The sequence below is a fragment of the Micromonospora echinospora genome (assembly GCF_014203425.1).
Lineage (GTDB): Bacteria > Actinomycetota > Actinomycetes > Mycobacteriales > Micromonosporaceae > Micromonospora > Micromonospora echinospora_A.
Genome location: NZ_JACHJC010000001.1, coordinates 3942697 through 3962896, shown reverse-complemented (window position 1 = coordinate 3962896; position 20200 = coordinate 3942697). Strand labels below are relative to the sequence as shown.

The following is a 20200-nucleotide window of genomic DNA, read 5'->3' as shown; positions in this document are numbered from 1 at the left end:
TCCCCGGGGGGCTTGAACGTTCTGACCTAACACTAGCCGCTATGAGCCCGATTCGGTCCACAGCAACGCGCTCGTCACCGAAGCTTGATCGCGAAGGGCTGGTCGCGGAGTGGGTACGGGCGTTCGGGTACCGTCGGAGCGTGGGACGGGAGAACATGGGGGGTGCTTCGTGACCGACGTCGCGACCGACCAGTTGCAGGTCTGGGTCGACCAGGACCTCTGCACCGGTGACGGGCTCTGCGTGCAGTACGCGCCGGAGGTCTTCGAATTCGACGTCGACGGCCTGGCGTACGTCAAGGGCCCCGACGGCGAGCTGCGGCAGGCCCCGGGCGCCCGGGTGGACGTGCCGGAGCACCTGCGCCTCGAGGTGATCGACTCGGCGAAGGAGTGCCCGGGCGAATGCATCCACGTCGTGCGCGGCAGCGACGGCGTCGAGGTGGCCGGCCCGGAGGCCGAGGACTGAGCAGAGACAGATGCACGACGGGCCGGGGACCACACGTCCCCGGCCCGTCGTTCGTCCGCCTCAGAGCAGGGGCCGGCCGACCACCGAGGCGACCAGCCGGGCGAACTCCTCCAGCCGGGCGATCTGCCCCGCCCCGCCGTCGTCGAGGGTCTTGCCGAAGCGCAACGCGTCGTGCCGGGGAGCGCCCGCCACCTCGTCGCTGGGCGGCGCCTCGTCCAGCGAGCTGAGCAGCAGGTACACGTCGATGCTGTCGACCCGTACGGTGCCGTTGTCGGCCCGCATGAGCCGCCGTCGGCAGCCGACCTCGGTGACGGTGGACAGCGGCACCACCCGCAGCGACGAGGTCATCGCGCCGGGCGGCCCCTCCCCCGGCGGCACGTCCTCACCGTGCCAGAGCACCAGCCGGCTGCCGTCGCAGACGACGACCTCCTGCCACACGCCGTTCACCTCGTTGACGAACCGTTCCAGCGTGAAGCCGAGCACGGACGCGCCGCGCAGCACGCCGTCGAGCGCCTCCAGCGCGATGTCCGGGTCGCGCAGGTACGCGCGGGCGGCCGACTCCAGGTCGGTGTAGGGCGACCAGTCCGGGAAGACCGCGGGCAGGTCACCGTTGCCGTAGCCGGGGTTGCTCACGCCGCCTCCCACCGGGCCGCGCCGCCGTGCTGCCACCGGTCCAGGTCACCGGCACGGGCGCGCCGCCCGACGCGCGCCCCGATCCGCTCGCTCATGCCACCGTCTCCACCCGCTCAGGTGTCGTCCCCACCGGCACACATGATCCGCCCGTACGCGCGCGCCCGCGCGTCGGGGGTCAGGACTGCTCCGGCTCCTGCGCCGCGCGGGCGGCCGCCGCGGCGCGCAGGGCGTCGCGGCGCTGCGCGTACGCCTCGGCGCCCTTGCTGGGCTTGCGGCGACGCGGCGGCGCGGTGACCCCGGGGGCGAGCTTGCGGGCGGAGACCAGGAACGCGGTGTGGGCGATCATCCGGTGGTCCGGGCGGACCGCCAGCCCTTCGGCGTGCCAGTCGCGCACCAGCGACTCCCAGGCGCGCGGCTCGGTCCAGCCGCCGCGTTCGCGCAGCGCCTCGACCAGCTCGGACAGCTGCGGCGTGGTGGCCACGTAGCCGATCAGCACGCCGCCGGGCACCAGCGCCCGCTCGACCATGTCGAGCATCTCCCAGGGGGTCAGCATGTCCAGGATGATGCGGTCGAAGCCGGTCTCGGCGCAGTCGGCGACGTCACCGACGTGCAGGTTCCAGGCCGGGTGCGGGCCGTTGAAGAACGCCTCCACGTTGCGGCGGGCGATCTGGGCGAAGTCGTCGCGCAGCTCGAACGAGTGCAGCTCGCCCTCGGTGCCGACGGCCCGCAGCAGCGAGCAGGACAGCGCGCCGGACCCGGCGCCGGCCTCCAGCACCTTGGCGCCGGGGAAGATGTCACCCATGGCGACGATCTGCGCCGAGTCCTTCGGGTAGATCACCTGGGCGCCGCGCGGCATGGAGAGCACGTAGTCCGACAGCAGCGGCCGCAGCGCCAGGAACGCGGTGCCCCCGCCGGCGGTGGTGACCACGCTGCCGTCGGGCAGGCCGATCAGGGTGTCGTGCTTGAGGATCCCCCGGTGGGTGTGGAACTCCTTGCCGGGCTCCAGCGTCACGGTGTGCATCCGGCCCTTCGGGTCGGTCAGCTGGACCCGGTCGCCCGGCCGGAACGGCCCGCGGTGGACCGGGGGCAACGCCGGGACGGTGGAGATCTCTACGGTCACGTGTTCGTCTTCCGTTTGGGTTCCAGGAGCTGGGCGAGATCCGCGATGTGCAGCACGCCGACCACATCTTCGCCTGCCGTCACGACGTACTGCGCGCCCGGGTGGGTGCGCACGGTCTCCAGGACCCGCTCACCGTCCGCGCCGACCGGCAGGGCCGGCACGGCGGACAGGTCGCGGGCCACCTCGTCCACCGCGAGCCACGGCCGCCGCTCCGGGGGTACGGCGGCAGCGCGGGCCGGATCGACCAGGGCGACGGTACGGCCGGCGGAGTCGACGACGCCGAGTGCGGCGTCCGGGGTGGCCGCCTCGTCGCGGCGGCGCTGGGCCTCGGCCAGCGGCGTGCCGGTGGGCACCGGCAGCAGCGGGCGGGCCAGCCGGGCCAGGTCGACCAGGTGCAGCCGGCGGCCGATGCGCGCCATCCGGATCGACTGGCCGGCGCCGCGCCACAGTGTCAGCGCGACGAGCAGCAGCAGCGGCAGGGCCAGCGGGGCCAGCGCCCGGCGCATGGTGAGCACCACGACCAGCGCCAGCGTGCCCAGCGCGACGGCCCGGCCGACCCAGCCGGCCACCTCGGTGCCGCGGTGCCGGTCGCGGGTGAGCGCCCACACCGCGGCGCGCAGCGCCCGCCCGCCGTCCAGCGGCAGGCCGGGCAGGCTGTTGAAGATCGCCACCACGACGTTGCTGACCGCGAGCTGGAAGGCGAGCTGGTGACCCAGCGTGCCGGCGGGGAGCGCGAGGGTCGCGGCGACCGCGCCGGCGCCGAGCACGGCGGAGACGGCCGGCCCGGCCAGGGAGATCAGCAGCTCGGTCCGAGGGGTTGGGGCGTCGCGGTCCATCTCGGTGTACCCGCCGAGCAGTTCCAGCGTGATCCCGCGCACACCGATGCCGTACCGGCGGGCGGTCAACGCGTGCCCCAGTTCGTGCAGCAGCACCGAGCCGAGCAGCGAGATCACGAAGCCGAACCCGACCAGGTAGCCGCCGAGCGGGCCGAGGTCGAGCTGGCGGCGGGCCAGCGCCGCGTACAGCACTGTGACGACGACGGTGAGCAGCAGCATCGAGGCGTCGACGCGCAGCGGCACCCCGAGCACCCGGCCGAGGCTGAGCCCCGGCCGGCGGGGTCCTCGGCTCCGCTGCTGCACCGGCCCGATGCTACGTGAGCGCGCGCAGCGGCCGCCTCGGCGAGCCCTGCGGTCGCTGACAAGGGATCCGATCATGCTCCGGTGCGGCGACGGCGGCGGTGTCACAGGCGTGGCCTAACCTTCCGGGCATGACGGCGGAACCGATGATCGACAGTCACGGCGACCAGACGGCGGCACCGGTGCCGGTCACGGTGCGGGCGTCGCTGTCACCGTCCCGGGCGGCCGACTTCAAGACCTGCCCGCTGCTCTACCGGTTCCGCAGCATCGACCGGCTGCCCGAGCGCCCGACTGTCGAGCAGGCCCGGGGCACGCTCGTGCACGCCGTGCTGGAGCGGCTGTTCGACCTGCCGGCGTCGGCGCGTACCCCGGAGTCGGCGGGTGATCTGGTCGCGCCGCAGTGGGACCGCCTGGTCACCGAGGAGCCGGAGCTGGCTTCGCTGTTCGCCGACGGTGACACCGCCGGTCCGCAGGAGTTCCTCCGGTCGGCGACGGCGCTGCTCGACGGCTACTTCGCGGTGGAGGACCCGCGCCGGCTGGAGCCGGCCGAGCGCGAGGCGCTGATCTCTGCGGTGGTCGACGACGAGCTGCTCATCCGGGGCTACCTCGACCGGCTCGACGTCGCGCCCGACGGCGCGCTGCGGGTGGTCGACTACAAGACCGGCGGCGCGCCGCGCGAGGCGTTCGAGGCGCGGGCGTTGTTCCAGCTCAAGTTCTACGCCCTGGTGCTGTGGCGCACCCGGGGCGTGGTGCCGCGGGTGCTGCGCCTGCTCTACCTCAAGGACGCCGAGGTCTGCGACTACGCGCCCGACGCCGACGAGCTGGTGCGCTTCGAGCGCACGGTGGTGGCGCTGTGGCGGGCGATCGAGCAGGCCACCGCCCGGCAGGACTTCCGTCCCCGGCCCAGCCGCCTGTGCGACTGGTGCAGCCACCAGGCGCTGTGCCCGAGCTACGGCGGCACGCCGCCGCCGTTCCCGGTGGCCGCCGCCGCGCCCGACCCGCTGGTGGACGCCCGCTCCCGCCCGGTGGCGCCCGGCGCCGACGAGTAGCCTCCGCTCCCGCCGGAGGGTGCCCCGGGCTGACGCCTGGCAAGACGGCCCCGGACCGGCGGGCGATCCCGCACAAGGCCGGCGCGCAGAGCGCCCGCGATCCCGCACGCGGCCCGGCGCGCGGAGCGCGACCGATGGCCCGGTCGATCCGCCCGGCAGCGGCCTGCTCGGCCACCACGGCGCAGGCCATCTCGGTGTCGTCGGTCCACTCCCACGGTGCTCTGCACGCCGGGTCCGCCCCGGGACCGGCTGGCGTTGGCGCTCGCGCAGCGCTGCGAGCCCTACCGGGGTACGGGCCGGGCCCGGTCACGGTCCTGCGGCTGATCCACACCGGCACGCCGCAGCCGGTGGCCACCGCGTCCGCGTTCGACCGGCAGGGCTCCCGCGGCTGGCTAACCACCCCCGCCTGACCGCCCGCTTCCCGCCGCTGGCGGCACGCGGGCCACTTCGGGGAGGTGGCGGGGTCGACGGGTGCATGATGCCGCAACTTCCCCGAACAGGTGTGGATCACGACCGGGCACGCGAGCCACTTCGGCGAGGTGACGGGGTCGACAGGTGCAGGATGCCGCAACTTCCCCAAACAGGTGTGGATCACGGTCAATGGCGACCGGGTACGCGGGCCACTTCGGGGAGGTGGCGGGGTCGACGGGGGTGGGATGCAGCCACCTCGGCGAGGTGGAGTCGATCATGCGTGCGGGCGTGCACCACCAGCCGGGAGGGGCTCGCCGAGCGGGCGCGTGGCGCTCCCCGAGCCGGGCAAGTCCGGCGCCAGGTCACCGCGCGGCAAATCGGGTGCCAGGTCACCCTCGGACGCATGCGGCGCCGGGCCACCGTAGGCGCCCGCGATCCAGCGCGGGCCCGGCACACAGACCGCCCGCGATTCCGCGCGGGCCGGCACACAGAGCCCGCGATTCCGCGCGGGCCGGCAGAGCCCGCGATCCCACGCGGGCCCCGGCGCGCAGAGCGCCTGCGATCTCGCGCGGTCCGGGCGCGCGGAGCCCGGTCAACCTGCGGGATCGGGGCGGCCTGACCGGCGACCGGGCGGCCGGCGCCCTCTACGGTGGTTGACGCGGCCCGGTTGCACGCCGGGCGGATCGCGGGCACGTGCCGACGCCGACCGGTCCTGGCCGGACCGCCACCCGGACGAGGAGGGGGACGCATGACCGACGGCGCCGTGTCCCAGCCGGTGCGGGTCCTGCTCGCCGACGACCAGCCGCTGCTGCGTACCGGATTCCGGATGGTGCTGGGCGCGGAGGACGACCTGGACGTGGTGGGTGAGGCCGGCGACGGCGCGGAGGCGGTGGAGCTGGCCCGGCGGCTGCTGCCCGACGTGGTGCTGATGGACATCCGGATGCCGCGGATGGACGGGGTGGCCGCGACGCGCGCGATCGTGTCCGCCCGGCTGCCGGTGCGGGTGCTCGTGCTCACCACCTTCGAGCAGGACGAACACGTCGTCGGATCGCTGCGGGCCGGGGCCAGCGGCTTCCTGACCAAGGACGTGCCGGCCGAGGACCTGGTCGCCGCGATCCGTACGGTCGCAGCCGGGGACGCGGTGATGTCGCCGCGTATCCTGCGCCGGCTGCTGGACCGCTTCGCCGAGCTGCTGCCCGACCCGGCAGCCGCGCCGGCGCGGACGCTGGACCCGCTGACCGACCGGGAGCGGGAGGTGCTCGTCCACATGGCGCGCGGTCTGTCCAACGCGGAGATCGCCCGGGTGCTGTCGGTCAGCGAGACCACTGTGAAAACCCATGTCGGGCATGTGCTGACGAAGCTACGGTTGCGCGACCGGGTCCAGGCGGTCGTGCTCGCGTACGAGACGGGTCTGGTCCGTCCGGGCCGGTGAGGTGGCGCGTGTCACCTACCGTGACCAGCGGTGGGGCTGATGTGTTGACCATCACGCCAGGTAAGGGCCTAACGTCGGCGCCGCCGGCCGGTCAGGGGTCACCCTGAGCCCGGATGGGGGGCGACCCTCACCAGAAGATCGGCGTGGATTCCACCCCAGGTCGGAGGGTTTTCGGCCTCGCGGCCCCGAGGATGGATCATGCCGCACCGGCCAGCGGGGGCGGTGCGGCATGAGAACGACATACGGAAGAGGTAGATGACGTGACCGCGACGGTAGGCCGAGAGCAGGCCGCGGCCCGGGCGAACGATGTGTGGAAGGTGTACGGCAGCGGCGAGGCGCAGGTCGCCGCGCTGCGAGGGGTGAGCGCCGAGTTCGAACGCGGCCGGTTCACCGCGATCATGGGACCGTCCGGCTCCGGGAAGTCCACATTGATGCACTGCCTCGCGGGTCTGGACACGGTGACCAAGGGCACCGTGATGATCGGCGACACCACTGTGACCGGTCTCAACGACGCGGGTCTGACGAAGCTGCGCCGCGACAAGGTGGGCTTCATCTTCCAGCAGTTCAACCTGCTGCCCACGCTCACCGCGCAGGAGAACATCCTGCTGCCCCTGTCGATCGCCGGGCGCAAGCCCGACCCGGCCTGGTACGACACGGTGATCGACACCGTCGGTCTGCGGGACCGGCTCGGGCACCGCCCGGCGCAGCTCTCCGGCGGCCAGCAGCAGCGCGTGGCGTGCGCCCGGGCGCTCGTGGCCCGCCCCGAGGTGATCTTCGCGGACGAGCCGACCGGCAACCTGGACTCCCGGTCCGGCGCCGAGGTGCTCAAGTTCCTGCGCAACTCGGTACGCGAGCACGGCCAGACCATCGTCATGGTCACGCACGACCCGACCGCCGCCGCGTACGCCGACCGGGTGGTCTTCCTCGCCGACGGGCAGATCGTCTCGGAGCTGATCGAGCCGACCGCCGAGACGGTGCTGGACACGATGAAGAAGCTGGACGCCCCGGTCGAGGTGGGCAACTGATGCTGCGGGCAACGCTCAAGAGCCTGCTGGCGCGCAAGCTGCGCCTGCTGCTGTCCGGCCTGGCGGTGGTGCTCGGCGTCATGTTCGTCTCCGGCGCGTTCGTGCTCACCGACACGCTCGGGCGGTCCTTCGACGCGGTCTTCGCCGACGCGTACGCCGAGGTCGACGTGAGCGTCGAGGCGAAGCCGAAGATCGACGTCTCCACGGCCGAGGGGATGCCGCTGAGCACCCCGATGCCGGCGTCGGTGCTCGACCGGGTCAAGGCGGTGCCCGGCGTCGCCGACGCCGAGGGCGTGGTGGCCGCCGAGGGCGCCCGCATGATCGGCAGCAACGGCAAGGTGGTCACCTCGTTCGGACCGCCGCAGCTGGGCCAGAACTGGCTCGGTGAGAGCGACCTGGTGGAGATGCGCGAGGGCCGCGCGCCGCAGGCCGACGACGAGATCGTGATCAACGCCGCGCTGGCCGAGGCGGGCAAGGTCAAGGTCGGCGACCGGGTCGGCGTGCTGACGCTGGCGCCGAAGAAGGAGTTCACGCTCGTCGGCGTGTTCGGCTACAGCGGCGGCCGGGACTCGATCGGTGGCGCCAACGAGGTCTACTTCACCACCCCGGTGGCGCAGCAGCTGATGCTGGGCAAGCCGGACGTGTTCAGCAGCCTCAGCGTCCAGGCCGCCGATGGCACCACGCCGGCCGCGCTGCGCGACGAGCTGGCCCGCACACTGGGCGCCGACTACCAGGTCAAGACCGGCGAGCAGCTCGCCGCCGACGCCTCGGCCGGCCTCAAGGAAGGACTGTCGTTCTTCAACAAGATCCTCCTCGGGTTCGCCGCGGTGGCGCTGCTGGTCGGCACGTTCCTGATCCTCAACACGTTCTCGATCATCGTGGCGCAGCGCACCCGTGAGCTGGCCCTGATGCGCGCGATCGGGGCCAGCGGCAAGCAGGTCATCGGCTCGGTGGTGCTGGAGGCGCTCGCGGTCGGCCTGATCGCCTCGGTGCTGGGGCTCGCCGCCGGCATCGGCGTGGGCGCGCTGCTGGCGTACCTGTTCGGTCAGCTCGCCGGGGGTCTGACCCTGGCCGGGCTGGGCGTGCCGGCCTCGGCGGTGATCGGCGCGTTCGCGGTCGGCATGCTCATCACTGTGATCGCCGCGCTGCTGCCGGCGTTGCGCGCCTCGCGCATCCCGCCGATCGCCGCGATGCAGGACGTCGCCACGCCGGACCGCCCGCTGACCAAGGTCACCATCGGCGGCGCCGTGGTCACCGGCATCGGCGCGGTGCTGCTGTTCCTCGGCCTCGGCGGGCACGCCGGCGGCAGCACCCTGGCGACCATCCTCGGCGGCGTGCTGTTCGCGTTCATCGGGGTGGCGCTGCTGACCCCGGTGATCAGCCGGCCGGTGGTCTCGCTGCTGGGCGCGATGTTCTCCTGGTCGGTGCCGGGCAAGCTGGGCCGGCTCAACTCGGGCCGCAACCCGCGCCGCACCGCGATCACCGCCGCCGCGCTGATGGTGGGCATCGCCCTGGTCACCGGCGTGACGGTGATCCTGGACTCGGCCAAGGGCAGCATCGGCAAGCTGGCCGAGGACACCATCAAGGCGGAACTGGTGATCTCCGGGTCCACCACCGGGCCGCGTCCGGCGAGCTTCGACCCGGCGGTGCTGGAGAAGGCCGCCGCGATCCCGGGCGTGCGGATGGTCTCCGGCGAGTACGGCGACATGGCGGTGGTCGGCGGCGAGCGGACCTGGGTGGCCGCGACGAGCAACGTGGCCGCGCTCCAGCAGATCTTCGGGGCGAAGGCCGCCGCCGGTGACATCAGCAAACTGGCGCCGGACCAGATGCTGGTCAGCTCGGACACTGCGAAGGCACGCAACCTCACCGTCGGCTCGACGGTGCCGGTGCAGCTGTCCCGCGGGGAGGCCCGCACCTACACGGTCAGCGGCATCTACGAGAGCTCGCAGCTGACCAACCCGGTGACGCTGCCGCCGCAGGCAACAGCGGACTTCGCCATCCCGCAGCCCATCCAGGGCTTCCTCCAGCTCGCCCCCGGCACGTCGGTGGGCGCGGTGCAGCCGCAGGTCGAGCGGCTGCTGGCGGACAGCCCGGAGGTGTCGGTGGCCGACCGGGCCGCGTTCATCAAGCAGCAGACCGGGCAGCTGGACTCCCTGCTCCAGATGATCCAGATCCTGCTGGCGCTGGCCATCGTGATCGCGGTGCTGGGCATCATCAACACGCTCGCGCTGTCGGTGCTGGAACGGACCCGGGAGCTGGGCCTGCTGCGGGCGATCGGCCTGCGCCGCGCCCAGACCATGCGCATGATCACGGTCGAGGCGGTGGTGATCTCGATCTTCGGCGCGCTGCTCGGCGTGGTGGTCGGCACCGGTCTCGGCGCGGCTGTGGTCGAGGCGCTCAAGGACGAGGGCATCACCGACCTGATCCTGCCGTGGGGTCAGATGGTGACGTTCCTGATCCTCGCCGCGATCATCGGCGTGGTCGCGGCGGTGCTGCCGGCGATCCGCGCCGCGCGGATCAACGTCCTGGGCGCCATCGCCCACGACTGACGGGAAAGGAAGGGCCCCTTCTTAACGCCTCGCGCATAAGAAGGGGCCCTTCTTAACGGTTGAGCAGGGCCGCGAGCAGCTCCAGGTCCGCCCCGAGCAGGCTCTCCACCTGGTGTACGCCGTCGGCGGGCGCCAGCGGCACCTCGGCCGGTACGGCCAGCACCGCCGCGCCGGCTGCCAGGGCGCTCGCCACCCCGGTCGGTGAGTCCTCGATCGCCACGCACCGCTCGACCGGCACGTCCAGCAGACGCGCGGCGGTCAGGTACGGCTCCGGGTGCGGCTTGGCCGCGTCCACCTCGTCACCGCAGACCACCGCGTCGAAGCTGTCCCGGCCCAGCGTGTCCAGGGCCACCTCGACCAGGGACCGGCCGCTGGAGGTGACCAGCGCGGTGGGGATGCCGGCGTCGCGTACCGCCCGCAGCAGCGCCAGCGCGCCCGGACGCCACCGCAGCCCGGTGCGGAACAGGTCCAGGATCCGGGCGCTGATCCAGTCGGCGCTTTCCTGCACGTCCCGTTCCGGCTGGCCCAGGTCGTCGTGCACGATCCGCATCGCGTCGGCCATCCCGGTGCCGACGATCGCGCGGCGGGCATCGTCGGACAGGACACCGCCGTACACGGCGGCCAGCTCCTGCAACGCGACGTCCCACAGTTTCTCGCTGTCGACCAGGGTGCCGTCCATGTCGAAGAGCACGGCGGCGGGGTGCTTGCTGCTCAGCGGGGGCCTCCTTCGGTACGCGTACCCCGCCGATCCTGCCAGCCGCGCCGGGCCCGCACGCCACCGTCCCCGACCGGGGTGACCCGCGGCATCACCCGAGGCCGCAGGCGCCCAGCGACTTCTCGTACCCCCGGAAGAACGAGTCGCTGCGCTGCTCGGCGGTGCCGTGCGAGCCCTCGGCGAACCACGGCTGATCGGGGTCGTCGCCGACCGCCAGCAGCCCTTCCCGGAACTCCTCCAGGTCACCGTCCTCCAGCTCCAGCGCCCCGGAACGCACGCTGTCACCGAGGTACGCCCCGGCCATGCAGTCGGCCTGCAGCTCCTGCTGGATGGTGAAGTTGTAGCGGATGCCCAGCCGCACCTGCATGCCGTGGGCGTACTCGTGGCCGAGCAGGTAGAACAGGAACGCGTCGCCGATCTGCCGGAACGCCGCCACCGACCAGTTCACGTCGTAGGCGATGAAGTCGCCGGCCGAGCAGTACACCGCGTTGTTGCGCGGCAGCGCCTGCCCGGCGCAGGCCACCTCGCCCTCGCGGCTGTAGGGCACCACCCGCCGGATCGGGGTGAAGCGCTGACCGGAGGCGCGGAACTGCTGCGCCCAGTAGCGTTCGGCCAGCCGGACCGCGTCCTCGATGTCCTGCTTGAACTCGGCGACGCTCGTGGTGCCGTCCGCCCGGGTGGTCTGCGACTCGGGCTGCGCGCTGCGCCGGGGCGCGGGCTGCTGCTGCGGCTCGCCCTGGTCGACGCCGCCGGCCATGCAGCCGGCCGCCACCAGCGCGGCCACCACCAGTCCGGCGATCGGCCCGCGCCCCTGACGTCCCGCCCTGTCCCCCACCATGACCTCCCGGCTGTCGTGCCCGTGTCCCGCAGCAGTACCCCCGGCGGACGCCGGTGATGCTCACCGGCTCACACGCACGCCCGCCGGGAAACGTTCACCGGGTGCCGGGCGACGGCGCCCCGGGGCGTCCGCGCCGGTCACCCCGGATCGACCCGGGTACCGTCGCCGGGATGGAGCCGCGCCCGTCGTACGCCGGAATTGTCTTCTGGCGACGTAGCCTCTGGAACGGTCTGCGGTGCGTGCCGGTGCTGATGACGCTCGACGAGGGCCGGCTGCGGGCCGGCGACCGGCGCGGCGCGGAGGTCTTCGCCGCGCCCGCCGGGCAGGTCGAGGCCCGGGGGACGATCTTCGGCACGATGCTGCTCACGGTCGGCGGCCACCGGTACGCCCTGGTCGGCGCGGGCGCCACCGTCTCACCGTCACCGAGCAGGGAACAACTGCGGCGGCTGGACGAACTCACCGCCCGCGCCGAACCGGTTCCCGACCTCGCGTCCTGGTGGGAAGCGCTGGCGCGGGCCGGTGTGATGGTGCGCTGAGCCGCTGCGGTCAGTCCAGGCCGCGCATGATGTGCGGCTCGCCGTCGTCGTCGCCGAAACAGCGGTGCAGCACCTGGGCACGCGCCCACAGGTCCAGGCTGCTCGGCGGTCCGACCGGCCCGGCGCCGGCAGGCGCGCTCAGCACGGGAACCGGGTCCGGCGGGACCTGCGACGTCACCTCGTCGGTCATGTCCGCCCCTTTCGTCGTACCCATGCTCGCCCTCGGGCGTTTCCGCCACGTCAACCGGACGGCGCGGGCGTGGACGCGGCGCCTGATCCGGCGTCGGCCCGTACTCCGGTGACGGTAGCCCGCCGGACCGGCGAGCACAGCCGTATTCCCGACGTCGCCGCAGGTCGCGGCCGGTGATCACGCCTGCGGGCCGGGCGGGCCGCAGGCGGCGCAGCAGGTCTCGCCGCGCCAGGCGTCGCGGCCCTCGCGGACCGCGACCACGGCGATCACCAGCGCCGCGAGGGGGTCGGCCCAGGACCATCCGAACAGGCCGTTGAGGGCCAGCCCGACGAGCAGGACCACCGAGAGGTACGTGCACAGCAGCGTCTGCTTCGAGTCGGCCACCGCCGACCGGGAGCCGAGTTCACGGCCGGCGCGCCGCTGCGCGGCCGAGAGCACCGGCATCACGATCACCGAGAGCCCGGCGAGGACCAGCCCGACCGGCGAGTGTGCGGCCTCGGCGCCGCCGAGCAGCGCCCGGACCGCCTCGACGGTGACGTACCCGGCGAGCGCGAAGAACGACACCGCGATGACCCGCAGCGTGACCCGTTCCCGGGCCTGCGGGTCCGGACCGGCGAACTGCCACGCCACGGCTGCTGCGGAAGCCACCTCGATGATCGAATCCAGACCGAAACCGATCAGTGCGGTCGAGGACGCGACGGTGCCGGCGCCGATCGCCACCACCGCCTCGATCACGTTGTAGGTAATCGTCGCGGCGACCAGCAGCCGTACCCGGCGGGTGAGCAGCGCGCGGCGGGCCGGCGCCGGGCCGGCAGCCCTGGCGGGGATCAGCGGCAGGCTCATCAGCGGCATCCAGACGTCCGCATGCCGCGACCATACCGCGCGTGCGTCTTCCAGGTGCCGGGCTTGCATCCGGTACTGGGGTACGGGCTTACCGTCGAGAGGTGACCGACGATTCCTGGGTGCCCGACACCTGCACGCTGCCCACCGCCGAACGGCCGCTGCGGCTGGCCGAGTTCGACGGGCTGTTCCACGACGCATTGCGCGGCGCCGACCGGCTGACCGCCCGGCACCTGCGGCTGCGCCTCGACGGCAGCGCCGAACCCGTCGCCCGCGACCTGATCGACCGCGAGTCGGCCTGCTGTTCCTTCTTCACGTTCGACCTCGCCCGCCCGGACGGCGACACGTTGACGCTCGACATCCGGGTTCCGGACGCCCGTGTCGGCGTACTCGATGCCCTGGCCCTGCGGGCCACGGCCGCGCGGGGCCGGTGATGGGAGAGCCGGACCTGCGCAGCGGCCGGCTCGCCGACGCGGCCGGGGTCACCGTGCAGACGCTGCGCTACTACGAGCGACGTGGGCTGCTCCCCGCGCCCCGGCGGTCGCCGGGCGGACACCGCCTCTACCCGGCCGAGACGGTCACCCTGCTGCGGGTGGTGAAGGCCGCGCAACGACTCGGCTTCACCCTCGCCGAGGTCGCCGACCTGCTCGCGGCCGGCCGGCACGAGACCGGCCTGCGGACCCGGGCCCGCGACAAGCTCGCCGAGGTGGAGCAGCGGCTGGCGGACCTCACCGTCGTCCGCGACACGCTCCGGGCCGCGATCTCGGCCGGCTGCGACGACCTGGTCGCCTGCGCCGGCAGCCCGCGCTGTCCGCTGCCGTTCGCCGGTCCGGACCACGACCCGGCTACGGTCTGACGCATGACGGTCGCGCGTTCCATTCTGCTGTTCCTGCTCGCCGCGCTCGCCGAGATCGGCGGCGCCTGGCTGGTGTGGCAGGGCTCGCGGGAGAACCGCGGGCTGCTCTGGATCGCCGCCGGGGTGATCGCGCTCGGCGCCTACGGGTTCGTCGCCACGTTCCAGCCGGATCCGAACTTCGGCCGCATCCTCGCCGCCTACGGCGGCGTCTTCGTCGCCGGGTCGCTCGCCTGGGGCATGGTGGTCGACAAGTTCCGGCCCGACCGCTACGACCTCGTCGGCGCGGCCATCTGCCTGGTCGGCGTCGCCGTCATCATGTACGCCCCACGCGCGAGCTGACCGTTCGCCATCACTTGTACCGGGCGATGAACTCCTCCGGACGCCAGCGGGCTCCCTCGCTGAGGTAGTGGAAGTTGAGGGTCACCTCGGCCCCGCCGGCCCGCTCTGCCATCTGACGCAACGGCATGGCCAGGAAGTAGTTGCTCAACGGGATGATCGTCGACTCGCCCTCCGGATACGGCACGTGCAGCAGCGCGAGCGCGTGGCTCATCGGCGGGTGCACGAGGCCGCGCTCGTCGTGCCGGTAACCGCCGTAGGTGACCTCGGCGATCCAGGAGATCTCGCCGCCGACGGCGGCCAGGCGGTACTCACGCAGGGCCTGCGCCAGAAGCGAGCCGAGGGTCCGGTGAGGGCGCACGTCGAGAGTCACGCGGTGCGAATCGACGTCGTCGCCCATGCACACGGAATCGCGGTCGATCGAGAACTGCATGGCGCGAACGGTAGTACCGCCTGTCACCTCCGGGATCGGGCGGCGGTGATGAGTTTTCCCGCCCGTACCCGTCACACCTGGGACAGGCCACGACGAGGCGGGAGGATGACGTGATGGGTGCGGAGACACGGCAGGCGGAGCTGGACGTACGCGATCTGCGTGAGGCCGACGAGCCGGCGTTCACCGGGCTGGCGCAGCGGCACCGGCGGGAGCTGCACGTGCACTGCTACCGGATGCTCGGGTCGTTCGAGGACGCCGAGGACACCGTCCAGGAGACGTTCCTGCGGGCCTGGCGGCGGCGCGAGACGTTCGCCGGACGCTCGACGTTCCGGGCCTGGCTGTACCGCATCGCCACGAACGCCTGCCTGGACCTGCTGGCCAAGTGCCGCCCCGAGCCGGCTACCGGCGGCGAGGTGCTGTGGCTGCAGCCCTACCCGGACCGGCTGCTCGACGAGCTGCCCGCGGCCGGCGCGGACGAGCCGGAGGCCGTCGCGGTGGCGCGGGAGACGATCGAGCTGGCGTACCTGGTCGCGGTGCAGCACCTCGCGCCGCGCCCGCGGGCCGTGCTGATCCTGCGCGACGTGCTCGGCTGGCCGGCGAAGGACGTCGCGGAACTGCTCGGCGACTCGGTCAACTCGGTGAACAGCGCGTTGCAGCGCGCCCGCGCCGGAATGCGGGAACACCTGCCCGCGCAGCGGCAGGACTGGACCGGCGGCGAGGAGGACGCCGGTACGCGCGAGCTGGTGCGCCGCTTCACCGACGCCAGCCTGGCCAAGGACGTCGGCCGCCTCGCCGCGCTGCTGCGCGAGGACGTGCGGTGCTCGATGCCGCCCACCCCGGGCCTGCAGATCGGCCGCGATGCGGTGGTGGCCGACTGGATCGCCGACGGCTTCGAGAGCCTGGGAAGCCTGCGGGCCGTGCCCACCGCCGTGAACCGGCAGCCCGCCGTGGCGTTCTACCTCTGGCAGGAGCGGGAGGGCGCGTACCTGCCGCTCACCGTCGACGCCCTGAGCATCACCGGCGGCGCGATCACCGAGATCCTCATCTTCCACGACGACCAGTTCCCGCGGCTCGGGCTGCCGGAGCGCCTGCCGGCGGACGGCACCCCGTAGTGCCGGAGCGGACGCTCGCGCTGCCCGGCGGCGCGCGTGTTCCGGTGGTCGCGGCCCAGTGGCACCACGCGTTCGGCGTCGTCACGCGCGGACGGGTGCAGCTGGAGCTGCGCGACGGCGAACCCGGGCCGGTGCTCCGGCGTCACGCCGGGTTCTGGCTGCGCGGCACCGGCGTACGCGCCCTGCGTAATCCCGGCCGTCGCACCGCGACGGTGCGCATCCTCACGCCTCACCCCGAAACTCGGAGGAACGACATGACCAGCAGCACCGACACCGGCGCGGACCTCGCCTCGGGCCGTACCCGACGCCCGCGCCGCTTCCGGCGGCTCGCCGTCACCGGCGTCATCGCCACGGTCGCGGCGATGGCGGCCACGCCGGTCGCCGCCGCGCTCGCCCGGGCCGCCGGCGTCGACTTCGCGATCCCCGACGGCGGCGACGAGACGATCCCGTTGGGCGGGTTCGCCGTGGTGACCGGCTTCTTCTCGCTCGTGGGCGTCGTCATCGCCGCCGTACTGCTGCGGTGGAGCGCCCGCCCCGCCGAACGGTTCCTGTGGACGGCGGTGGCGCTGACCGCGCTGTCGCTGGTCCCGCCCTTCCTCGTCGGGGCCGCTGCCACGACCAGCATCACACTGGTCGGGCTGCACCTTCTCGCGGCGGCGGTGATGATCCCCGCCCTGACGAGGAGCCTCCGCGCGGCTACCTCGTGAAGTAGGCGGCGCTCTCGGCGTCTGCCGGGTAGTAGGACTCGATCGCGACCTCGTCGACCGTGATGTCCATCGGGGTACCGAATGTGGTGATGGTCGAGAACAGCCGCAGCTCTCGTCCGCCGACGCTGAGGATCATCGGGATCACGACGCCGTCGTCGATCTGGTGGTCCGACGCGTCGTCGGGTTCGGGTGCCAGGAGCTCTTCGTAGAGTGCGGTGAGTTCAGGGTCGGGAGCAGTGGCGAGCTGGCGTGAGATCCGCGTGCGGAACACCGCGCGCACGTCGGCCAGGTTGACGACCATGCGAGCGAGCCCGCGCGGGTCCAGCCCCAGCCGCACCAGGTTGACGGGCGGCCGCAGCAGGTCGGGAGCCACCTGCGCGAAGAACGGGTCGACGGCGCGATTGGTCATCACGATGTTCCACCGGCGGTCGAACACCACCGCTGGATAGGGCTCGTGTGCGCGGAGCACCCTGCGGATCGCGTCATGGACGGCCGACAGTGCGATGTCACGCAGTGGACGCTCGGTATACCGGGGGGCGAAGCCGCCGGCGAGCAGGAGCCGGTTGCGCTCACGTAGCGGCACGTGGAGCTGAGCCGCGAGCCGCAGGATCATGTCCGCGCTCGGCTGGGATCTACCCGTCTCGACCAGGCTGACGTGCCGAGCAGAGACGTCCGCGGCGATAGCGAGATCGAGTTGGCTGAGTCCTCGGCGTTGCCGCCACTGCCGCAGGAGTTCCCCGACCGTGTACACGATCATGAAGCGTACCCACCGGGCGCCATGACATCCGATTTCATCGACAGGCGACGCGGACGCGGAAACACTGCGTCCATGACCACGGAGAACAAGAACCTCGTCCAACGGGCGCTGGCAGGGCTGATCGAGACTGGTGACGTGGACGCGCTCGCCCAGTTTCTGAGTGATGACTTCGTCCACCACAGGCCGGGCTCGACCACATCGACCAGAGGGGAATGGCTCGCCGCCGTCCGCGCCGCGCTGGCGCCCCTCGTCGGCATGCAGGTCGAGATTCATCAGGTGCTGGCCGACGACGACCACGTCGTGGTGCACTCGCGACGCTGGCTTCCGGGCGCAGGGCCGGAAATCGCTGTCGTCGACATCTGGCGGATCGACGACGGGCTGATCGCCGAGGGGTGGGAGATCATCGAGCCGGTCGCCCAGGCGGCCGCCAATCTGGAGTGGTGGAACCCTCCTCAGCGCTGGGCGTCGGAGGTCACCCGCGATGCCCACCTCGCCGAACGGTCCCGCCGTTCCTCGTCGTAGCCACAGTCGAACCCTCAGCGACTCACTGAGCCGCTAACGACAACTGCTGTACAAAGCTGCTGTACGACAGCACAAAGGCCACCTCCCGAAGCCGGGAAGTGGCCTTTGACCTGCGTGGGCGATACTGGGATCGAACCAGTGACCTCTTCGGCGCGAACGAGTGATCAGAGAGCCCCGACTGCTCACGCACAAGCGCTGACCTGCGGGAACGGTGCACCAGAGTCCGTGGATGTCCACTGCCGGACGCCGCCGTTGTCACTCAGTTCGTCACCCATCAGGCCCGCGCAGCCATCAGCGCATCGGTCTCGGCGAAGCCCAGTGAGCCGTCGAGGGCCCGGTAGGTCCCGGCGGCCAGCAACTCGCGGGCAGCGCGCCGCGCCGCCGCGTACGCGGCCAGGGCGATCGCCGGGCCGAGGCTGACCCTCGTGACGCCCAGGTCGGCAAGCTCACTGATCGAGGGTGAGCCCGGCCCGGCCATGACGTTCAACGGCACCGCGAGTTCGGCGGCGAGCGCCGCTATGGTTTCGGCGTCGGCCACGCCGGGCACGAAGATGCCGTCCGCGCCGGCGGCGATGTAGGCCGCCGCCCGCTCAAGCGTGTCCCGCAGTCGGGTGGCGGAATCTCCGAGGGACATCAGGTAGGTGTCGATCCGGGCGTTGATGAACAGCGCCGAACCGCCGGCCTTCCGCGCAGCCGCGATCCGTTCGACATGGTCGGCGGCCGGTCGCGGACCGTCTTCCAGGTTGACACCTACCGCTCCGGCGTCGAGCACCCTACGGATCGTCTCGGCGATCCCGTCGGGATCCTCCGCGTACCCGCCTTCGATATCGGCGCTGACCGGCACGCTGACCGTGGACGCTACGCGGGCGATCAGGTCGAGTGCGCGGTCACGGCCCATCGCCTCGCCGTCGCCCGCGCCGACGCTCCAGGCCACCCCGGCGCTGGTAGTTGCGATGGCGGCTGCTCCGGCCTCCTCGATCAGCCGCGCGCTCGCGGCGTCCCAGGCGTTGGGCAGCACCAGCGGTTGACCGGGGCGGTGCAGGGAGCGGAAGTGCAGGGCTTGTTCGTGGTGCGAGTTGGTCATGGACCTAAGCAAACCGCCAATCGGGCAACCGGTCTGGCGGGTATCAGACCACGCCGTCACGCCGCTGCCCCTTGCCCCGATTCCTTGCCATCACGTACGCCCTCGACCCGCGCCCCCCTGGGGAGCGGACCGCCGCCGATCCGCCACGTCAAGCGGACCTTGACGCAGGTTCGGGCGCTGTCGGCACAGGCTGCGCCGCTCTCGTGTCACGGACCGCGCCCCCGGCAGACACCGCCACAGTGGCGCAGTCGACCCAACCTCGCCCGGCACGGACCCGGCTCCCGGGGTTCGAGGTCGACCGTCTCGTCAACGCCATCGGCCTGGTCAGCCTCGCCGGTCGGCAACACCCCATCGGCTACCACCTGGAAGGACCGCATCCGCGACACCCGCCCCGCCGGACCCCCACCCACCCCAGCAACCCGGCCACTTCGCGTCGAACGACGGGTCAGCAGCCGCGGCGTCCTCGTCATCGCCGGCCAGAAAATCCACGTCGGCATCGGCCACTCCGGTCGAACCCTCACCGTCGAAGACGCGGACACCACCTTCCGCATCCACGACGGCGACCAACTCCTCACCGAAGTGCCTCGCACAACCACCAAGCCCATCGCCCGGTTCAAGGTCCGCAAGCCCGAACCTCCACGACAGCGTCAGCTAGCCTGCACCGACCGCGACGACCACGGAGCCCGACCATGAAGCTGCCGCCCGGAGCCACCGGCTTCAACCCGCCACCCGGCGCCCAAGCGGACCTCAAAGCCTTCACCGCCGCCTGCCACCACGTCGCCCGCACCATCGACGCCACCGTCACCGGCGTCACTCCCGCCGGCGTCACGCCGAACTTCCACACCGTCGACATCGCCGACGCCCAGCACCACATCGCGGTGCTACGGCACACCACCCTGCCGTTCATCGCCTTCGCCCGCCCCCACACCAACGGCGACGTCACGGTGACGTTCGTCGACCACCCCGACCTCGCCGCCGCCCTCACCACCCTGACCGACGCCCAAGCCCTCACCGCCGAGCAGCTACAGACCCCCCTGTCACAGGTCGACCTGAACGCCCTCAGCCAGCATGAACACGACCAGATCAACTACTGGAACCCGACCACAGTCGGCGAGCTGCTGTTCAACTTCTGGGACTGAACACCAGTAGCCTGAGACAAGAAACAATCAAGATCGTCTAGCCGGACGTGTCACGAATCAAGTGACAACGGCATGCACGTCCTGCGCCACACGTATGCCTCGGTCCTGCTCGACGCGGGCGAGAACATCAAGGCGCTGTCCCTGTACCTCGGCCACGCCGACCCGGGCTTCACGCTGCGCGTCTACACCCACCTCCTGCCGACCAGCGAGGACCGCACCCGCCGGGCGATCGACACTGCGTTCGGGCACGGCCCAACTGACCCTGACGGCCTGGCGACGGCCTAGCCGGGTGCCGGAAGAGTGTTTGCCCAGCTCAG

At 72.4% G+C, this 20200-nt stretch carries 23 protein-coding genes and 2 pseudogenes; 15 read left to right on the top strand and 10 right to left on the bottom strand.

Annotated elements, in window-relative coordinates:
- The first annotated feature begins 169 nt into the window (after positions 1 to 169).
- A complete protein-coding gene (locus FHU28_RS18365) occupies positions 170 to 463 on the top strand; it encodes a ferredoxin (RefSeq protein ID WP_013286103.1) in 294 nt (97 codons plus the stop codon).
- A gap of 60 nt (positions 464 to 523) precedes the next feature.
- Here the strand turns inward: FHU28_RS18365 and FHU28_RS18360 are convergent, their stop codons facing one another.
- From FHU28_RS18360 to FHU28_RS18350, 3 genes are all read right to left on the bottom strand, one after another.
- Complete coding sequence (locus FHU28_RS18360) at positions 524 to 1096, bottom strand: hypothetical protein (RefSeq protein WP_073829671.1); 573 nt, start codon at positions 1094 to 1096, stop codon at positions 524 to 526.
- Positions 1097 to 1271: 175 nt separating this feature from the next.
- Positions 1272 to 2216, bottom strand: a complete 945-nt coding sequence (locus tag FHU28_RS18355; RefSeq protein ID WP_073829672.1) for a tRNA (adenine-N1)-methyltransferase — start codon at positions 2214 to 2216, stop codon at positions 1272 to 1274.
- Complete coding sequence (locus FHU28_RS18350) at positions 2213 to 3304, bottom strand: M50 family metallopeptidase (protein ID WP_184689680.1); 1092 nt, start codon at positions 3302 to 3304, stop codon at positions 2213 to 2215. The genes FHU28_RS18355 and FHU28_RS18350 overlap by 4 nt, the downstream gene beginning before the upstream one ends.
- A 179-nt stretch (positions 3305 to 3483) precedes the next feature.
- On the opposite strand from FHU28_RS18350, the gene FHU28_RS18345 reads away from it, so the two are divergent.
- The 5 genes and pseudogenes from FHU28_RS18345 to FHU28_RS18330 all read left to right on the top strand — a co-directional run bounded on the left by FHU28_RS18345 (position 3484) and on the right by FHU28_RS18330 (position 9818).
- Positions 3484 to 4401 (top strand): RecB family exonuclease, encoded by a 918-nt coding sequence (locus tag FHU28_RS18345; protein ID WP_260413063.1) that lies wholly within the window; start codon positions 3484 to 3486, stop codon positions 4399 to 4401.
- Positions 4402 to 4641: 240 nt separating this feature from the next.
- Positions 4642 to 4790 (top strand): annotated as a pseudogene (locus FHU28_RS32305) (ADP-ribosylglycohydrolase family protein); the annotation flags it as partial.
- Between the two features lie 770 nt (positions 4791 to 5560).
- Positions 5561 to 6244 carry a response regulator gene (locus tag FHU28_RS18340; RefSeq protein WP_184685783.1) on the top strand — a complete coding sequence of 228 codons (684 nt, stop codon included), beginning with the start codon at positions 5561 to 5563 and terminating at the stop codon, positions 6242 to 6244.
- Between the two features lie 260 nt (positions 6245 to 6504).
- Entirely contained in the window at positions 6505 to 7269 is a 765-nt protein-coding gene (locus FHU28_RS18335; RefSeq protein WP_091428068.1) for an ABC transporter ATP-binding protein, read from the top strand.
- Positions 7269 to 9818, top strand: a complete 2550-nt coding sequence (locus tag FHU28_RS18330; protein ID WP_184685781.1) for an ABC transporter permease — start codon at positions 7269 to 7271, stop codon at positions 9816 to 9818. The genes FHU28_RS18335 and FHU28_RS18330 overlap by 1 nt, the downstream gene beginning before the upstream one ends.
- 52 nt (positions 9819 to 9870) lie before the next feature.
- Here the strand turns inward: FHU28_RS18330 and FHU28_RS18325 are convergent, their stop codons facing one another.
- Both FHU28_RS18325 and FHU28_RS18320 read right to left on the bottom strand, forming a co-directional pair.
- On the bottom strand, positions 9871 to 10509 hold the full coding sequence (locus FHU28_RS18325) for an HAD family hydrolase (RefSeq protein WP_184685779.1): 639 nt from the start codon (positions 10507 to 10509) through the stop codon (positions 9871 to 9873).
- A 115-nt stretch (positions 10510 to 10624) separates the two neighbouring features.
- Entirely contained in the window at positions 10625 to 11368 is a 744-nt protein-coding gene (locus FHU28_RS18320) for a neutral zinc metallopeptidase (protein WP_184689677.1), read from the bottom strand.
- A gap of 173 nt (positions 11369 to 11541) precedes the next feature.
- Here FHU28_RS18320 and FHU28_RS18315 point away from each other — a divergent pair, with 173 nt between their 5' ends.
- On the top strand, positions 11542 to 11907 hold the full coding sequence (locus FHU28_RS18315) for a hypothetical protein (RefSeq protein ID WP_184685778.1): 366 nt from the start codon (positions 11542 to 11544) through the stop codon (positions 11905 to 11907).
- Positions 11908 to 11917: 10 nt separating this feature from the next.
- Here the strand turns inward: FHU28_RS18315 and FHU28_RS18310 are convergent, their stop codons facing one another.
- Positions 11918 to 12097: a hypothetical protein gene (locus FHU28_RS18310; RefSeq protein ID WP_184685776.1), complete on the bottom strand. Its 180-nt coding sequence runs from the start codon at positions 12095 to 12097 to the stop codon at positions 11918 to 11920.
- Between the two features lie 177 nt (positions 12098 to 12274).
- Positions 12275 to 12940 (bottom strand): cation efflux transmembrane domain-containing protein, encoded by a 666-nt coding sequence (locus FHU28_RS18305; RefSeq protein WP_184685774.1) that lies wholly within the window; start codon positions 12938 to 12940, stop codon positions 12275 to 12277.
- Positions 12941 to 13041: 101 nt separating this feature from the next.
- Here FHU28_RS18305 and FHU28_RS18300 point away from each other — a divergent pair, with 101 nt between their 5' ends.
- From FHU28_RS18300 to FHU28_RS18290, 3 genes are read left to right on the top strand one after another with little or no spacing between them, the layout of a single operon-like run.
- Positions 13042 to 13371, top strand: a complete 330-nt coding sequence (locus tag FHU28_RS18300; protein WP_184685772.1) for a hypothetical protein — start codon at positions 13042 to 13044, stop codon at positions 13369 to 13371.
- Complete coding sequence (locus FHU28_RS18295; protein ID WP_184685770.1) at positions 13371 to 13793, top strand: MerR family transcriptional regulator; 423 nt, start codon at positions 13371 to 13373, stop codon at positions 13791 to 13793. Before FHU28_RS18300 ends, FHU28_RS18295 begins: the two co-directional genes overlap by 1 nt.
- 3 nt (positions 13794 to 13796) lie before the next feature.
- Positions 13797 to 14132 (top strand): YnfA family protein, encoded by a 336-nt coding sequence (locus FHU28_RS18290; RefSeq protein ID WP_184685769.1) that lies wholly within the window; start codon positions 13797 to 13799, stop codon positions 14130 to 14132.
- 10 nt (positions 14133 to 14142) lie between these two features.
- On the opposite strand, the gene FHU28_RS18285 is transcribed toward FHU28_RS18290, so the two are convergent.
- Entirely contained in the window at positions 14143 to 14562 is a 420-nt protein-coding gene (locus FHU28_RS18285; protein ID WP_184685767.1) for a hypothetical protein, read from the bottom strand.
- 113 nt (positions 14563 to 14675) lie between these two features.
- Between FHU28_RS18285 and FHU28_RS18280 the strand changes: the two genes are divergently transcribed.
- Both FHU28_RS18280 and FHU28_RS18275 read left to right on the top strand, forming a co-directional pair.
- A complete protein-coding gene (locus FHU28_RS18280; protein ID WP_184685765.1) occupies positions 14676 to 15674 on the top strand; it encodes an RNA polymerase subunit sigma-70 in 999 nt (332 codons plus the stop codon).
- Positions 15674 to 16381 carry a DUF6069 family protein gene (locus FHU28_RS18275; RefSeq protein ID WP_184685763.1) on the top strand — a complete coding sequence of 236 codons (708 nt, stop codon included), beginning with the start codon at positions 15674 to 15676 and terminating at the stop codon, positions 16379 to 16381. The genes FHU28_RS18280 and FHU28_RS18275 overlap by 1 nt, the downstream gene beginning before the upstream one ends.
- Here the strand turns inward: FHU28_RS18275 and FHU28_RS18270 are convergent.
- A complete protein-coding gene (locus FHU28_RS18270; protein ID WP_221453232.1) occupies positions 16371 to 17138 on the bottom strand; it encodes a helix-turn-helix domain-containing protein in 768 nt (255 codons plus the stop codon). The genes FHU28_RS18275 and FHU28_RS18270 overlap by 11 nt on opposite strands.
- A gap of 72 nt (positions 17139 to 17210) precedes the next feature.
- Between FHU28_RS18270 and FHU28_RS18265 the strand changes: the two genes are divergently transcribed.
- On the top strand, positions 17211 to 17660 hold the full coding sequence (locus FHU28_RS18265) for a nuclear transport factor 2 family protein (RefSeq protein ID WP_260413062.1): 450 nt from the start codon (positions 17211 to 17213) through the stop codon (positions 17658 to 17660).
- 274 nt (positions 17661 to 17934) lie between these two features.
- Here FHU28_RS18265 and FHU28_RS18260 read toward each other — a convergent pair whose 3' ends face one another.
- The gene (locus FHU28_RS18260) at positions 17935 to 18804 is read right to left on the bottom strand and encodes an isocitrate lyase/PEP mutase family protein (RefSeq protein WP_184685760.1); all 870 of its coding nucleotides are present in this window, start codon (positions 18802 to 18804) and stop codon (positions 17935 to 17937) included.
- Positions 18805 to 19433: 629 nt separating this feature from the next.
- Here FHU28_RS18260 and FHU28_RS18255 point away from each other — a divergent pair.
- The gene (locus tag FHU28_RS18255; RefSeq protein WP_184685758.1) at positions 19434 to 19883 is read left to right on the top strand and encodes a hypothetical protein; all 450 of its coding nucleotides are present in this window, start codon (positions 19434 to 19436) and stop codon (positions 19881 to 19883) included.
- Between the two features lie 69 nt (positions 19884 to 19952).
- Positions 19953 to 20168: pseudogene (locus FHU28_RS18250) on the top strand (tyrosine-type recombinase/integrase); the annotation flags it as partial.
- Positions 20169 to 20200 lie beyond the last annotated feature (32 nt).

Excerpts from the sequence above, each read along its gene's own strand:
- FHU28_RS18255 (WP_184685758.1), top strand. The coding sequence starts at position 19,434 with ATGAAGCTGCCGCCCGGAGCCACCGGCTTCAACCCGCCACCCGGCGCC.
- FHU28_RS18305 (WP_184685774.1), bottom strand. The coding sequence starts at position 12,940 with ATGAGCCTGCCGCTGATCCCCGCCAGGGCTGCCGGCCCGGCGCCGGCC.
- FHU28_RS18270 (WP_221453232.1), bottom strand. The coding sequence starts at position 17,138 with ATGATCGTGTACACGGTCGGGGAACTCCTGCGGCAGTGGCGGCAACGC.
- FHU28_RS18315 (WP_184685778.1), top strand. The coding sequence starts at position 11,542 with ATGGAGCCGCGCCCGTCGTACGCCGGAATTGTCTTCTGGCGACGTAGC.
- FHU28_RS18295 (WP_184685770.1), top strand. The coding sequence starts at position 13,371 with ATGGGAGAGCCGGACCTGCGCAGCGGCCGGCTCGCCGACGCGGCCGGG.
- FHU28_RS18280 (WP_184685765.1), top strand. The coding sequence starts at position 14,676 with ATGGGTGCGGAGACACGGCAGGCGGAGCTGGACGTACGCGATCTGCGT.
- FHU28_RS18330 (WP_184685781.1), top strand. The coding sequence starts at position 7,269 with ATGCTGCGGGCAACGCTCAAGAGCCTGCTGGCGCGCAAGCTGCGCCTG.
- FHU28_RS18345 (WP_260413063.1), top strand. The coding sequence starts at position 3,484 with ATGACGGCGGAACCGATGATCGACAGTCACGGCGACCAGACGGCGGCA.
- FHU28_RS18285 (WP_184685767.1), bottom strand. The coding sequence starts at position 14,562 with ATGCAGTTCTCGATCGACCGCGATTCCGTGTGCATGGGCGACGACGTC.
- FHU28_RS18340 (WP_184685783.1), top strand. The coding sequence starts at position 5,561 with ATGACCGACGGCGCCGTGTCCCAGCCGGTGCGGGTCCTGCTCGCCGAC.
- FHU28_RS18310 (WP_184685776.1), bottom strand. The coding sequence starts at position 12,097 with ATGACCGACGAGGTGACGTCGCAGGTCCCGCCGGACCCGGTTCCCGTG.
- FHU28_RS18265 (WP_260413062.1), top strand. The coding sequence starts at position 17,211 with ATGACCACGGAGAACAAGAACCTCGTCCAACGGGCGCTGGCAGGGCTG.
- FHU28_RS18290 (WP_184685769.1), top strand. The coding sequence starts at position 13,797 with ATGACGGTCGCGCGTTCCATTCTGCTGTTCCTGCTCGCCGCGCTCGCC.